The sequence below is a fragment of the Pseudomonas flexibilis genome (genome assembly GCF_000802425.1).
In the GTDB taxonomy this organism is placed as follows: Bacteria; Pseudomonadota; Gammaproteobacteria; order Pseudomonadales; family Pseudomonadaceae; genus Serpens; species Serpens flexibilis.
Genome location: NZ_JRUD01000015.1, coordinates 56540 through 69747, shown reverse-complemented (window position 1 = coordinate 69747; position 13208 = coordinate 56540). Strand labels below are relative to the sequence as shown.

The following is a 13208-nucleotide window of genomic DNA, read 5'->3' as shown; positions in this document are numbered from 1 at the left end:
GGCAAAAGGAACGGCGCACTTCGGTGCGCCGTTTTCGTTTCAGCGCCGGTCCGCCGCCACGCCCAGCAGCAGGAAGGCCACCAGCACCACCGGCGCCAGCGTGTAGTTGTTGAAGTAGGCCAGGCCCTGGGCCAGCCAGGGGCTGGTGAAGACCAGGCCGAAACCGTAGACCAAGGCGCAGAACACCACGAACAGCAGTGTGCGCAATACGAAGTTGAGCCCGCCGATGGTGCGCTGCAGCCAGGCGTTGAGGTGCGGGCCGAACAGCACCAGCAACGTGGCCAGCAGGGCCAGGGCGATCTCGCTCAAGTGGCCGCGACACCAGCGCGACAGGCTGATGATCAGGTCCAGAAACATGTCCATCGGTTACCGCTCCGTGAATGACGAAGGCGCCTTTATAACCGCTCTGGAACGCACTCCGAAAGCCAAGCGGTCTCGAGCCCCGCTTTTCTAGGCGCGGCTTCAGCCGCGATGCTTTTTCGCGCGCGCATCCCAAAGCTCGCGACTGATGTCGCTCCTACAGGTTTGGTGCGCTAGCGAAGTGGCTGCTACGGCAGGAACAGCTGAAGCAGGTCGTTGAGGAACAGTTGGCCCTGTGCCGTGGCCACCAGGCGCTGGGCGTCGGGGCTGAGCAGGCCGCGGCGCTCGGCTTCGCGGCGGGCTTCGTTCAGCTCCCGGAGGTCGAGGCCGGTGCGTTCGGTGAACAGCGTCGCTGGCACGCCCTGGGTCAGGCGCAGGGCGTTCATCAGGAACTCGAACGGCAGTTCGTCCGGCGCCAGGACGCGGCGACCGGCCTCGAAGGCCTTGTCCGGGTCCAGATAGTCCTTGGGCAGGCGGGTGTTCCAGGTGCGGTGGATGACCTCGTCGGTCCCGCTGAGCTTGCCGTGGGCACCGGCGCCCAGGCCGAGGAAGTCGCCGAAGGTCCAGTAGTTGAGATTGTGGCGTGCCTGACGGCCGGGCTGCGCATAGGCGGACGTCTCGTACTGGGCATAGCCATGCTCGACGAGCAGTGCCTGGCCGGCCTCCTGGATGTCCCAGAGGATGTCGTCCTCGGGCAGCTGTGGCGGCTGGCTCCAGAACACCGTGTTCGGCTCCAGGGTCAGTTGGTACCAGGAAAGGTGCGTCGGCTGCTGGGCGATGGCGGTGCGCAGGTCTTGCAGGGCATCGTCGAGGCTCTGCTCCGGCAGGCCGTGCATGAGGTCGAGGTTGAAGTTGTCGAAGCCGGCCGCCCGCGCCATGTCGGCGGCGCGAATGGCTTCGTCGCCATCATGGATGCGTCCCAGCGCCTTGAGCTTGTCGGCCTGGAAGCTCTGCACGCCGATGGACAGCCGGTTGATGCCCAGGCTGCGGTAGTCGCGGAATTTTTCCTGCTCGAAGGTACCCGGGTTGGCTTCCAGGGTGATCTCGATGTCTGGCGTGAAGCCCACGCGCCGTTCCAGGCCGGCGAGGATGCGTTCCAGCGCCTGGGGTGAGAACAGGCTGGGCGTGCCGCCGCCGAAGAACACCGAGACCAGCTTGCGGCCATGGACCTGGTCCAGGCGCTGGCCAAGCTCGGCCAGCACGGCGTCCACGTATTCACGCTCCGGCAGTTGCGGACCGGCGGCGTGGGAGTTGAAGTCGCAGTAGGGGCATTTGCGCACGCACCAGGGGATGTGCACATAGGCCGCCAGCGGCGGCAGCCGGAAACCGCTGGCGTGGTCCGCAGCGCCGCTCATAGGCCCAGGCGCGCGCGCAGCTGCGCCATGGCGCGGGCCCGGTGGCTGAGCTGGTTCTTTTCCGCGGGCGGCAGCTCGGCGCTGGAGCATTCGCGCTCCGGCACCCAGAACAGCGGGTCGTAGCCGAAGCCGTGCTCGCCACGGGCCGCGTGCAGGATGCTGCCGTGCCACAGACCTTCGCAGAGGATTGGCAACGGATCGTCGGCATGCCGCACCAGCGCCAGGGCACAGACGAACTGGGCGGTGCGCTGCTCGTCCGGCACGTCGCGCAGGACCTCGAGCAGCTTGGCGTTGTTGGCCGCGTCGCCCGCGCCGCCGGCGTAGCGCGCCGAGTAGATGCCGGGCGCGCCGCCCAGGGCGTCCACCGCCAGGCCGGAGTCGTCGGCCAGCGCCGGCAGGCCGCTGATGCGCGCCGCATGGCGCGCCTTGAGGATGGCGTTCTCGACGAACGACAGGCCGGTTTCCTCCGGCTCGACCGTGGAGAACTCACCGATCGAGCGTACCCGCACCTGCGCGCCCAGCATGGCTTGCAGTTCCTTGAGTTTGCCGGCGTTGTGGCTGGCCAGCACCAGTTCGCTGAAGAGGCTCATCGATCGGGGAAGAATTCCTGGTTGAAGGAGAAACTGTTGCGCGGCCCGCCGGCGCTCTGCACGTTGACCGTGAAGCTGAGGGTTTCCTCGCCGATGGGGAATTGCGCCAGGTAGTAGACCGCCTCGCCCTCGCGCACCTGACGGAAACTGAGGTTGGTGATCTGGCCCATCAGGTTGCGCACCTGACCGCTGACGGTGGCGGTGATCGGCTTGCCGGCCTTGAGCACGGCGATGTTCAGCACGCCCTGGTTGCCGGCACGGGTCAGCCCGGCGGCGGCGGCGATTTCCGGCTGCAGGAAGCTGGAGTTGAACGCGCTGTAATGTACGTCCAGGTCATCGAAGCTGTACTTGCGTTCGGCCAGGGCCGGCAGCGCCAGGCAGAGGCTGAAGAACAACAGGAATAGACGGCGCATGGTGAGGTCTCCTCGGAAACGTGGGGTCAGGGGGCGACCGGGTGATCCTGCAGGCCGGGGCTGCTGAGCCGGTAGATGCCGATCTCACCCAACAGATTAGGCCACAGGCGGCTGCCCCAATCGTGGCGGTGCTGGCGATCCACAGCCAGGCGCTCGAGCACCCGCGCCTGGCGCTCGCGGCACAGCTGCTCGAAATCCTCGAAGGTGCAGAAGTGGATATTCGGTGTGTTGTACCAGGTGTACGGCAGGAACTCGGACACCGGCATGCGGCCCTTGGTGGTGAGGTACCAGCGGCAGCGCCAGTGGCCGAAGTTGGGGAAGGTGACGATGCAGGTCTTCCCCACCCGCAGCATCTCGTCGAGGATGCGGTCCGGGTAGTGCACGGCCTGCAGCGCCTGGGTCATCACCACCACATCGAAGCTGCCTGTGGCGAAGTTGCCCAGGCCCTTGTCCAGGTCCTGTTCGATGACATTGACGCCACGCTCGACGCAGCGGGCGATGTTGTCCGGGTCGATCTCCAGGCCGTAGCCGGTGACCTGCTTGTGGTCACGCAGCCAGGCCAGCAGTTCTCCGGTGCCGCAGCCGAGGTCGAGCACCCGGCTGCCGGCGGGAATCCACTCCTGGATGATGTCCAGATCGGCGCGCATGGGGACTTCCTCAGATGGCAATGCGGTTCATGTAGCTGCTGAACACCTGCTGATAGCGCGGCACCGGCAACAGGAAGGAGTCGTGGCCCTGGGGCGCGTCGATCTCCACGTAGCTGACGTTCTTGCGCGCCGCCAGCAGGGCGTCCACCAGCTCCCGCGAACGGGCCGGGGAGAAGCGCCAGTCGGTGGTGAAGGACATCAGGCAGAAGTCCGCCTTGGCCACCGCCAGCGCCCTGGCCAGGTCGCCGCCATGCGCGGCCGCCGGGTCGAAGTAGTCCAGCGCCTTGGTCATCAGCAGGTAGGTGTTGGCGTCGAAGCGGGTGGAGAACTCGTCGCCCTGATAGCGCAGGTAGCTTTCCACTTGGAATTCCACACTGTGGAAGTCGTAGTTGAGGCGATCGGTCTTCAGCTCGCGGCCGAACTTGGCACCCATCGCGTCATCGGACAGGTAGGTGATGTGGCCGACCATGCGCGCCAGGCGCAGGCCGCGGCGGGGCAGCACGTCGTGCTCGTAGAAGTGGCCGCCGTGGAAATCCGGGTCGGTGAGGATCGACTGACGCGCCACCTCGTTGAAGGCGATGTTCTCGGCCGACAGGCGCGGCGCCGAAGCGATGCACAGGCAGTGGCGCACGCGCTCGGGATAGCTCATGGTCCATTGCAGCGCCTGCATGCCGCCGAGGCTGCCGCCGACCACCGCCGCCCACTGTTCGATGCCGAGCCGATCGGCCAGGCGTGCCTGGCTGTTCACCCAGTCCTCTACGGTGACCACCGGGAAATCGGCGCCGTAGGGCTTGCCGGTAGCCGGATTGAGGCTGGCCGGGCCGGTGGAGCCGTTGCAGCCGCCCAGGTTGTTGAGCGCCACCACGAAGAAGCGGTTGGTGTCGATGGGCTTGCCCGGCCCGATGCAGCTGTCCCACCAGCCTGGCTTGCGGTCTTCGGGGCTGTGGTAGCCGGCGGCATGGTGATGGCCGGACAGGGCGTGGCAGATCAGCACCGCATTGCTGTGCGCGGCGTTGAGCGTGCCATAGGTTTCGTAGATCAGCTGGTAGTCGGCCAGTTCGCGTCCACAGGCCAGGGCCAGCGGCTCGGCGAAATGTGCAATACGGGGCTCGACCAGACCCACGGAATCTTCGGGAAAGACAGACGACATCGACCCGGCTCGTGTGCAGGAAGGGAAGCGGCACAGTCTACTGTGTGGCGCGCCGCAATTCACCCTTGGCGCGGCAAGGGCAGTGCAGGCCGGCACGCAGCCGGCCATGCCGGCGGCCTCAGCCGAGGAACAGCTGGTAGGCCGGGTTGTCGCTTTCGTCCCAGTAGGGGTAGCCGATGGCATCCAACGCCGCCGGCAACAGGTGCAGCTCCTCTTCCGGCACCTGCAGCCCGGCCAGCACGCGGCCGTCGGCGGCGCCGTGGTTGCGGTAGTGGAACATGCTGATGTTCCAGCGCCCGCCCAGCTTGTTGAGGAAGTTGAACAGCGCGCCCGGGCGCTCGGGGAATTCGAAGCGCAGCACCCGCTCGCCGCGCACGCCGTTGGCGCGCCCGCCGACCATGTGCCGCACGTGCAGCTTGGCCAGTTCGTCGTCGGTCAGGTCCAGCACCGGGAAACCTTTCTCGCGCAGGCCGTCCACCAGCGCCTCGCGCGGGTCGTGCTCGGGGTGGGTCTGCACGCCGACGAAGATGTGCGCCTCGCTGGAACTGTTGTAGCGGTAGTTGAACTCGGTGATCTGCCGCTTGCCGATCGCCTGGCAGAACTGCTTGAAGCTGCCTGGCTGCTCGGGAATGGTCACCGCGATGATCGCCTCGCGCTTCTCGCCCAGCTCGGCCCGTTCGGCCACATGGCGCAGGCGGTCGAAGTTGATGTTGGCGCCCGAATCGACCGCCACCAGCACCTGCCCGGCCACGCCTTCGCGGGCCACGTACTTCTTGATGCCCGCCACGCCCAGCGCGCCGGCCGGTTCGGTGATCGAGCGGGTGTCGTCGTAGATGTCCTTGATCGCCGCGCACAGCTCATCGGTGCTGACGGTGATCACTTCGTCGACGAAGTGCCGGCACACCGCGAAGCAGTAATCGCCGATCTGCGACACCGCCACGCCGTCGGCGAACAGGCCCACCTGCGGCAGCACCACCCGTTCGCCGGCCGCCATCGCCTGTTGCAGGCAGTTGGAGTCCTCCGGCTCTACGCCGATCACCTTGGTCTCGGGGCGCAGGTACTTCACATAGGCCGCGATGCCGGCGATCAGCCCGCCGCCGCCCACCGGCACGAAGATGGCGTCCAGCTGGTTCTGCTGCTGGCGCAGGATCTCCATGGCCACGGTGCCCTGGCCGGCGATCACCTCTGGATCGTCGTAGGGGTGGATGTAGACCAGGCCCTTTTCCTCCACCAGCTTGAGCGAGTGGGCCAGCGCCTCGGGGAAGGCGTCGCCGTGCAGCACCACCTTGCCGCCCCGCGCACGCACGCCCTGCACCTTGAGCTCCGGCGTGGTGCGCGGCATGACGATGGTCGCCTTGATGCCCAGGTGGCGCGCCGCCAGCGCCACGCCCTGGGCATGGTTGCCGGCCGAGGCGGTGACCACGCCGCGCGCCCGTTCTTCCTCGGTGAGCTGCGCAATGCGGTTGTAGGCGCCACGAATCTTGAACGAGTACACCGGCTGCAGGTCTTCGCGCTTGAGCAGAATCTGGTTGCCCAGGCGTTCCGACAGCTGGCGAGCGGGTTGCAGAGGGGTTTCCTCGGCGACGTCGTAGACGCGCGAGGTGAGGATCTTCTTGACGTACTGTTCGAGCATCGTGGCGGTCTTGAGCGGCGGTTGCGGGAGCCGGGAAGTCTACTCCTCCGCTTCGTCGGACGCACCGTCCGCGCCGGCCGGCTCCTCGCCCGCCGTGGACTTGGGGGTATAATCCGCGCCCTCCCGTCTCTCCCCCAGGCACCTCGCGATGACCCAGGATCAGCTCAAGCAGGCCGTGGCCCAGGCCGCTGTCGATCACATTCTTCCCCGCCTCGAACGCAACAGCGTGATCGGCGTGGGCACCGGCTCCACCGCCAACTTCTTCATCGACGCCCTGGCGCGCCACAAGATGGACTTCGACGGCGCGGTGGCCAGCTCGGAAGCCACCGCCCAGCGCCTGAAGAATCATGGCATTCCGGTGTACGACCTCAATTCGGTGGCCGAGCTGGAGTTCTACGTCGATGGCGCCGACGAGGCCAACGACCGCCTGGAGCTGATCAAGGGCGGCGGCGCGGCGCTGACCCGCGAGAAGATCGTCGCCGCCGTGGCGCGCACCTTCATCTGCATCGCCGACGCCAGCAAGCGGGTGCCGGTGCTGGGCAACTTCCCGCTGCCGGTGGAGGTGATTCCCATGGCGCGCAGCCATGTGGCGCGTCAGCTGGTCAAGCTGGGCGGCGACCCGGTGTACCGCGAGGGTGTATTGACCGACAACGGCAACGTGATTCTCGATGTGCACAACCTGCACATTCTTGATGCGGTGAAGCTGGAAGCCGACATCAATGCCATCGTCGGCGTGGTCACCAACGGCCTGTTCGCCGCGCGCCCGGCCGACCTGCTGCTGCTCGGCACTCCGACCGGCGTGCAGACCCTGACCCGGACCTGAACGCCGGGCCTGCCGTAGGGTGGATCGCGCTTCATCGATCCAGCAGCGCGCCGTGCCGGCGCGATGGCGGACAAGGAAAACGTTGTCCACCCTACGGTGCTGCGCCCCCACCGCGCAACGTTAGGGCCACCGTGGCCGGCTGCTACCGACGAAACGCAGCCGTGCGCGAAGCGGCCTACGCTTGTTGGCAGGCACACAGCACAGGAGGTGTCGCCATGCCGCCCGGCAAGTTCCATCTGAAGAAGGTCAGCAATGGCCAGTTCCACTTCAATCTGCTGGCCAGCAACGGCCAGGTCATCCTCTCCAGCGAACAGTACAAGGCACGCGACTCGGCGCTCAACGGCATCGATTCCGTGCGCCGCAACGCCAAGCGCGACGGCGCGTTCGAAGTGAAGGAGAGCAGCAACGGCAAGCACTACTTCGTGCTCAAGGCCAGCAACGGCCAGGTGGTCGGCCAGAGCCAGATGTACGCCAGCCTGGCCAGCGCCGAACAGGGCTGCGAATCGGTCCGCCGCTATGCGCCCGAGGCCCTGCTGACCGAGGACCTGTGAGCAGGCTGTGAATGAAAAACGCCGCGCTCCGAGGGGCGCGGCGTTTTTCCAGAGTGTCGGCGTGCGATCAGATGCGGAAGCGGCTGACCATCGCGGTCAGCTGGTTGCCCAGGCGCGCCAGCTCGGTACTCGACTTGGCGATTTCCTGCGAGGCGACGGTGGTCTGCTCGGTCACGTCGCGCACGCTGATCACGCTGCGGCTGATCTGCTCGGCCACCACGCTCTGCTGCTCCGCGGCGGCGGCAATCTGCTGGTTCATCGACTGGATATTGGAGACACCCTTGTTGATGCTGCCCAGCGCGGCACCGGCCTTGCGGGTCAGCTCCACGCTGCTGCCGGCCAGGCTGTGGCTGCTGTGCAGGCTGCTGGCGACCCGCTGCGTACCGTTCTGCAGGCCGGCGACCAGCTCCTCGATCTCCTCGGTGGACTGCTGGGTGCGCTGCGCCAGGGTGCGCACCTCGTCGGCGACCACGGCGAAGCCGCGTCCGGCTTCACCAGCCCGCGCGGCCTCGATGGCGGCGTTGAGTGCCAGCAGGTTGGTCTGTTCGGCGACCGCCTTGATCACGTCCATGACGCTGCCGATCTTGTTGCTTTCATGCTCCAGCTGGGCCATGGCCTCGGTCGAACGATTGACCTCGCCGGCCAGGCGCTCGATCTGCGCGACGACCTCGTTGACCACCCGGTCGCCTTCGCGGGCCTGGTTGTCCGCTTCGTTGGCTGCCCTGGCCGCCAGTTCGGCGTTGCGCGCCACGTCCTGCACGGTGGCGGACATCTCGTGCATCGCGGTGGCCACCTGATCGGTCTCGGTCTTCTGTTTGCCGACGCCGGTGCTGGTCTGCTCGGTTACCACCGACAATTCCTCGGCGGAGCTGGCAATCTGCGTGGCGCTGTCGCGAATACGACCGATCAGCTCGCGCAGCGTGCCGGCCATGTCCTGGATACCCTGCTGCAGGACACCTAGCTCGTCACGGCGGGTAATGCGGGCATCGCTGGTCAGATCGCCGTCGGCGATGCGGCGGGCGATCTCCAGGGTCTCCTGCAGGGGCTGGGTGATCTGGCGGGTGATCACCACGGCCGCAAGCAGGCTGAGCAGCAGCGCACCCAGCGCGCCGCTGATTTGCAGCAGGCGTGCCTGATTGCTGTCGTTGTCACGATGGACCATCTGGTTCTGTTGCAACTGCTCGGTCAGGTGCAACAGTCCGTTGGCATGCTCAGTCATGCGCGGGCCGATCTCCTTCATGGCGCGCAGGCTACGCTTGTAGTCGTCCAGCGAGGCGAAGTAACCCTGCAGTGCGCTCTTGAGTTGCTGCAGGTCGGTGGGGAATAGGCGCACGAATAACGGCTCGATCTGTTCCAGGGAGGCCAACGTGGTCTTCATCTGGTTGTCCAGGGTGCGCTCGCGATCGGCCGAACCGGTCATCATGAAACCACGCACCTCGTAGCGGGTCACCAGCATCTGATCGTTGAAACCCGTGAATGCCTGGAACAGGCGGGCGCGCTGATCAGCGGACTCCTGCTCATCGATGCGGGCACGCACCGCATTGATGCGACCAACCACCAGGTTGCCTTGGGCAATCATGTCCCGCCGTGCGGACTGGGTGCTGGCGACGGCGGCCAGCATCTGTTCCAGAGCCTGCTGATAGCCGGTGATCCCGTTGGTCATGTCCTTGAGCAGCCGGATGTCAGAAGGGGAAACAGCGATTTTCAGGAAGCGTTCGTGAAGGTCGCGCAGCGCCTTCAGGTCGGCCTGCGCGGTGCGTGCCGCCTGCTCGTCGCCGTCGGTGAGCATGTACTCCAGGCGGCTGATCTGCACCCGGTTGGTGGCGGCGCCGATGTCGGTAACCAGCACCATGCGGTCGCTGCGCTGAATCATATTGCTCAGGCTGTTCCAGCCGATCAGCGCCAGGGCCAGGGTGAATATCAGCACGAGGCCAAAGCCCAGTCCCAGCTTGCGACTCACGCTCAGGTTTCCAAACCAGTTCAACATTCAAATCTCCAGAGTTCCGGGTATCGGCGGAAGGGCAGAGCTGGAGAATTATTCTTGGCGCCAGCTTTTCGCCGCATTTGTGGGCGATATCGGCCGAGCAATGTTCAGCTTGAATGGCGTCCGCCAGGCGAAACGCAGTTTCGGAATAGATGAAATCCAGAAAAAACGCCGCATGAACAGGCGGCGTTTCAGGTGGGCTGAGGCTCAGACGCTCAGCAGCCAGTCGTAATCGACGGTCAGCGGTGCGTGCTGGGAAAAGCGCGGCTGGCGAGGCAGCTTGGCCGCGCGCACGAAGCGGCGCATGCCGGGAGTCAGCAGCTGGTAGTCCAGGCGCCAACCAAGGTTGAGCGTCTCGGCCTGCTCGCTGTCCGGCCACCAGCTGTACAGATCGCCCTCGCGGCTGACCTCGCGCAGTGCGTCCACATAGCCCATGGTGCCCAGCACCTGGTCCATCCAGGCGCGCTCGGGCGGCAGGAAACCGGGCAGCTGCTGGCAGTCGCGCCAGTTCTTCACGTCCAGCTTCTGGTGCGCCAGGAACAGCGAGCCGCAATACAGGTACTCGCGGCGCTTGCGGCGCTGCTTGTCGAGGTAATGGGCGAAGTCTTCCATGAACTTGAACTTCTGGTTCAGCTGCTCGTCGCCGCCATGCCCGCTGGGCAGCAGCAGGCTGGCGATGCTCAGCTTGTCGAAGTCCGCCTGCAGGTAGCGTCCGTAGCGGTCGCACAGCTCGAAGCCCAGGCCGCTGATCACCGCCTTGGGCTGCAGGCGCGAATAGATCGCCACGCCACCCTGGCTGGGCACTTCCGCTTCGGCGGCGTACAGGTAGTAGCCATCCAGCTGGAAGGCCGGGTCTTCGAGCTCGTAGGCGGAGGCGCGCGTGTCCTGCAGGCAGATCACGTCTGCATTCTGGGCCTGCAGCCAGCTGAGCAGGCCACGTTCGGCGGCTGCCTGAATGCCATTCACGTTCAGGTTGATGATCCGCATAGGTATCCCAATAGGTAGGGCGGGGGCGAGCGGAAACGGATTCCGGCCCCGGGGAACCGCTGGATAAGCGGTTCAGGTGTTCACAGAAAACCGGCTTCGTGAGCCGGTCGGCAAGATGCCGCGAATCTTATCACTGCCTGACGCCGGAGCGCAGCCGGCGCCTGCAAATGCGGCGGGCGCGGCGCGGGTGTATCATGCCGCGCGTTTGCAACCGGCCAACTTCGGATTTCCTCATGCAGGCGTATCAGCGCGACTTCATTCGTTTTGCCATCGAGCGCGGTGTTCTGCGTTTCGGCGAGTTCACCCTCAAGTCCGGGCGCACCAGCCCCTACTTCTTCAATGCCGGGCTGTTCAACAGCGGCGCCGCGCTGGCCCAGCTGGGGCGGTTCTACGCCGAGGCCGTGGTCGACAGCGGCCTGGCCTTCGACGTGCTGTTCGGGCCGGCCTACAAGGGCATTCCCCTGGCGGCGGCCACCGCCGTGGCGCTGGCCGAGCAACACGACCGTGACCTGCCCTGGTGCTTCAACCGCAAGGAAGCCAAGGACCATGGCGAAGGCGGCACCCTGGTGGGTGCGCCGCTGCAGGGCCGCGTACTGATCATCGACGACGTGATCACCGCCGGCACCGCCATTCGCGAGGTCATGCAGATCATCAAGGCCCAGGGCGCTACGCCGGCCGGCGTGCTGATCGCCCTCAACCGCCAGGAGCGCGGCCAGGGCGAGCTGTCGGCGATCCAGGAAGTCGAACGCGACTTCGGCATGCCGGTGGTCAGCATCGTTTCGCTGGAGCAGGTGCTCGAATACCTGGCCGGCGACGCCCAGCTCAAACAGTACCTGCCGGCGGTGGAAGCCTACCGCGCGCAATACGGCGTCTGAGCAGGCCGCCTGTCATCCGGACACGCGCCCGCTCGTCCGAAATGCCGGTGCCGGGGCGCGCGTCCCGGCGCCGTGCGCTTCCAAGCGCAAGAGCCCTCACTCCCCGCTACAGGGGCGCGCAACGCGGTTAGGGTGGCGGCGCTAGCAAAAAACGCCGTCCGCTCACAATAGGGTAATGGTCGGGGCGAGGATTGCCGCCACGACCTGTATCTTGCGCGCGCTTTTTGTATGCGCGCGGACTCCGATATGAACGACAAGACCCAGAGCTATCAGGCGCTCCACAAGCCCAGCACGGCGTTCGCCCGGCGGGCGGACTACCTGGAGCACGAGCTGACCATCATGGCGCCGCGGCGCTGGCGGCCCAACCTGCCCTTCCGCGACTACCGCTTCGAGTACGAGGACTGGGTGCCGGCGATGGCCGCCACCATCGGCAAGATCGTCATGGTCGCCGCGGTGGTCGCCGCCTTCGCCGGGCCGCTGGGCCTGTCCAACGACTTCGTCATCGAGAACGTGCGCTACGAGATGCTGATCGCCGCGCTGCTGTTCGTGGTGCTGTTCTCCGGCTTCCTGATTCCCACCGCCAACCTGGCCGGCACCCACGGGCCGCTGATTCCGCTGATCCCGCTGATCGTCGCCTCCGGCGGCCACCCCATGGCGCTGGGCATCATGGTCGGCGTGCTGGGCTTTCTGCTCGGCGTGCTGCGCGGCGGCAGCCTGCTGGCGCGGCTGACCAGCGACGGCGTGTGTGGTGGCCTGCTGCTCTACCTGGGCTTCATCGGCATGACCTCGCAGATCAAGTCGCTGTTCGCCTGGGCCAATGGCTTCGACATGGGCTACCTGGCCTTCGTGGTGGTGCTGGCCACCATCGTGCTGTATGCCTACCTCGAACACCTGCGCGCGCGCTGGCTGGCGATTCCGCTGGGTTGCGCGATGGCGGCGCTGATCGCCTTCGCCCTGGGCGCGCCGTTCGAATTCCATACCGAACCGGGCATTCCCAACCTCAACCCCATGTACTGGTGGGGCGAGAACAGCGGCTGGCAGCTCGGCCTGCCGCAGCTGGAGCATTTCGTCGCCGTGGCGCCGTTCGCCGTGCTGGCGGTGGCCATGTGGTCGCCGGACTTCCTCGGCCATCGCATCTTCCAGCAGCTCAACTACCCCCACAAGGCGCAGAAGGTGCTGATGAACATCGACGACACCATGTGCGTCGCCGCCGCGCGCCAGGCGGTCGGCACCGCGCTGGGCGGCGGCAACCTGGCCTCGTCCTGGGGCACCTACATGGTGCCGGCGGCCATCGCCAAGCGGCCCATCCCGGCCGGGGCGATCCTCACCGGCCTGCTGTGCGTGGTGGCGGCGCTGTGGGGCTACCCGATGGACCTGGCGATCTGGCCGCCGGTGCTCAGCGTGGCGCTGATGGTCGGCGTGTTCCTGCCGCTGCTGGAAGCCGGCATGCAGATGACCCGCGAGGGCAAGACCTCGCAGTCGGCGGCCATCGTGATCTTCTCCTCGGCGCTGGTGAACCCGGTGTTCGGCTGGTCGCTGACCGTGCTGCTCGACAACCTCGGGCTGATCGGCGACAAGGAGCGCGGCCAGGGCCTGGGCCATCTGCAGCGCTGGATCATCCCGCTGGTGATGTTTGCCGTACTCTGCGGCGTGATGGCCGCCATCGGCATGTTCCCGGGCGTGCCGGCACTGGTGGAATCGTTCCGCAGCCTGGGCGCGTAATGTAGGGCGATCGGCGCCGTGCCGGCGCGTTGGTGGACAATGAAAAACGTTGTCCACCCTACTAGGCGTTTCGGCGCAGGCCGAAGCCAAAGGCTCGCGAATGAATTCGCTCCCACGG

At 66.4% G+C, this 13208-nt stretch carries 12 protein-coding genes and 2 pseudogenes; 4 read left to right on the top strand and 10 right to left on the bottom strand.

Annotated elements, in window-relative coordinates:
• Nucleotides 1-39: 39 nt before the first annotated feature.
• The 7 genes from SF06_RS10765 to ilvA all read right to left on the bottom strand — a co-directional run bounded on the left by SF06_RS10765 (nucleotide 40) and on the right by ilvA (nucleotide 6148).
• Nucleotides 40-363 carry a DUF3392 family protein gene (locus SF06_RS10765; protein ID WP_027590207.1) on the bottom strand — a complete coding sequence of 108 codons (324 nt, stop codon included), beginning with the start codon at nucleotides 361-363 and terminating at the stop codon, nucleotides 40-42.
• Nucleotides 364-548: 185 nt separating this feature from the next.
• On the bottom strand, nucleotides 549-1715 hold the full coding sequence (hemW, locus tag SF06_RS10760) for a radical SAM family heme chaperone HemW (RefSeq protein WP_039561339.1): 1167 nt from the start codon (nucleotides 1713-1715) through the stop codon (nucleotides 549-551).
• Complete coding sequence (rdgB, locus tag SF06_RS10755; protein WP_027590205.1) at nucleotides 1712-2305, bottom strand: RdgB/HAM1 family non-canonical purine NTP pyrophosphatase; 594 nt, start codon at nucleotides 2303-2305, stop codon at nucleotides 1712-1714. Before rdgB ends, hemW begins: the two co-directional genes overlap by 4 nt.
• Entirely contained in the window at nucleotides 2302-2718 is a 417-nt protein-coding gene (locus SF06_RS10750) for a DUF4426 domain-containing protein (protein ID WP_039561337.1), read from the bottom strand. Before SF06_RS10750 ends, rdgB begins: the two co-directional genes overlap by 4 nt.
• A gap of 26 nt (nucleotides 2719-2744) precedes the next feature.
• Entirely contained in the window at nucleotides 2745-3365 is a 621-nt protein-coding gene (metW, locus tag SF06_RS10745; RefSeq protein ID WP_027590203.1) for a methionine biosynthesis protein MetW, read from the bottom strand.
• A gap of 10 nt (nucleotides 3366-3375) precedes the next feature.
• Complete coding sequence (metX, locus tag SF06_RS10740; RefSeq protein WP_027590202.1) at nucleotides 3376-4515, bottom strand: homoserine O-succinyltransferase MetX; 1140 nt, start codon at nucleotides 4513-4515, stop codon at nucleotides 3376-3378.
• Nucleotides 4516-4633: 118 nt separating this feature from the next.
• Complete coding sequence (gene ilvA / locus SF06_RS10735) at nucleotides 4634-6148, bottom strand: threonine ammonia-lyase, biosynthetic (RefSeq protein ID WP_027590201.1); 1515 nt, start codon at nucleotides 6146-6148, stop codon at nucleotides 4634-4636.
• 148 nt (nucleotides 6149-6296) lie between these two features.
• Between ilvA and rpiA the strand changes: the two genes are divergently transcribed.
• Together rpiA and SF06_RS10725 are read left to right on the top strand one after the other, a co-directional pair.
• A complete protein-coding gene (gene rpiA, locus SF06_RS10730; RefSeq protein WP_039561335.1) occupies nucleotides 6297-6971 on the top strand; it encodes a ribose-5-phosphate isomerase RpiA in 675 nt (224 codons plus the stop codon).
• Between the two features lie 215 nt (nucleotides 6972-7186).
• The gene (locus tag SF06_RS10725; protein WP_027590199.1) at nucleotides 7187-7522 is read left to right on the top strand and encodes a YegP family protein; all 336 of its coding nucleotides are present in this window, start codon (nucleotides 7187-7189) and stop codon (nucleotides 7520-7522) included.
• Nucleotides 7523-7589: 67 nt separating this feature from the next.
• On the opposite strand, the pseudogene SF06_RS19035 reads toward SF06_RS10725, so the two are convergent.
• The 3 genes and pseudogenes from SF06_RS19035 to crc all read right to left on the bottom strand — a co-directional run.
• A pseudogene (locus tag SF06_RS19035) lies at nucleotides 7590-8183 on the bottom strand (methyl-accepting chemotaxis protein); the annotation flags it as partial.
• A 309-nt stretch (nucleotides 8184-8492) separates the two neighbouring features.
• A pseudogene (locus SF06_RS19030) lies at nucleotides 8493-9509 on the bottom strand (methyl-accepting chemotaxis protein); the annotation flags it as partial.
• A gap of 204 nt (nucleotides 9510-9713) precedes the next feature.
• The gene (crc, locus tag SF06_RS10715) at nucleotides 9714-10493 is read right to left on the bottom strand and encodes a catabolite repression control protein Crc (protein ID WP_039561330.1); all 780 of its coding nucleotides are present in this window, start codon (nucleotides 10491-10493) and stop codon (nucleotides 9714-9716) included.
• Nucleotides 10494-10726: 233 nt separating this feature from the next.
• On the opposite strand from crc, the gene pyrE reads away from it, so the two are divergent.
• Both pyrE and SF06_RS10705 read left to right on the top strand, forming a co-directional pair.
• Nucleotides 10727-11368, top strand: a complete 642-nt coding sequence (gene pyrE / locus SF06_RS10710) for an orotate phosphoribosyltransferase (protein WP_027590196.1) — start codon at nucleotides 10727-10729, stop codon at nucleotides 11366-11368.
• Between the two features lie 246 nt (nucleotides 11369-11614).
• Nucleotides 11615-13090 carry a DUF3360 family protein gene (locus SF06_RS10705; protein WP_065365680.1) on the top strand — a complete coding sequence of 492 codons (1476 nt, stop codon included), beginning with the start codon at nucleotides 11615-11617 and terminating at the stop codon, nucleotides 13088-13090.
• Nucleotides 13091-13208 lie beyond the last annotated feature (118 nt).

Excerpts from the sequence above, each read along its gene's own strand:
- SF06_RS10765 (WP_027590207.1), bottom strand. The coding sequence starts at position 363 with ATGGACATGTTTCTGGACCTGATCATCAGCCTGTCGCGCTGGTGTCGC.
- hemW (WP_039561339.1), bottom strand. The coding sequence starts at position 1,715 with ATGAGCGGCGCTGCGGACCACGCCAGCGGTTTCCGGCTGCCGCCGCTG.
- rdgB (WP_027590205.1), bottom strand. The coding sequence starts at position 2,305 with ATGAGCCTCTTCAGCGAACTGGTGCTGGCCAGCCACAACGCCGGCAAA.
- SF06_RS10750 (WP_039561337.1), bottom strand. The coding sequence starts at position 2,718 with ATGCGCCGTCTATTCCTGTTGTTCTTCAGCCTCTGCCTGGCGCTGCCG.
- metW (WP_027590203.1), bottom strand. The coding sequence starts at position 3,365 with ATGCGCGCCGATCTGGACATCATCCAGGAGTGGATTCCCGCCGGCAGC.
- metX (WP_027590202.1), bottom strand. The coding sequence starts at position 4,515 with ATGTCGTCTGTCTTTCCCGAAGATTCCGTGGGTCTGGTCGAGCCCCGT.
- ilvA (WP_027590201.1), bottom strand. The coding sequence starts at position 6,148 with ATGCTCGAACAGTACGTCAAGAAGATCCTCACCTCGCGCGTCTACGAC.
- rpiA (WP_039561335.1), top strand. The coding sequence starts at position 6,297 with ATGACCCAGGATCAGCTCAAGCAGGCCGTGGCCCAGGCCGCTGTCGAT.
- SF06_RS10725 (WP_027590199.1), top strand. The coding sequence starts at position 7,187 with ATGCCGCCCGGCAAGTTCCATCTGAAGAAGGTCAGCAATGGCCAGTTC.
- crc (WP_039561330.1), bottom strand. The coding sequence starts at position 10,493 with ATGCGGATCATCAACCTGAACGTGAATGGCATTCAGGCAGCCGCCGAA.
- pyrE (WP_027590196.1), top strand. The coding sequence starts at position 10,727 with ATGCAGGCGTATCAGCGCGACTTCATTCGTTTTGCCATCGAGCGCGGT.
- SF06_RS10705 (WP_065365680.1), top strand. The coding sequence starts at position 11,615 with ATGAACGACAAGACCCAGAGCTATCAGGCGCTCCACAAGCCCAGCACG.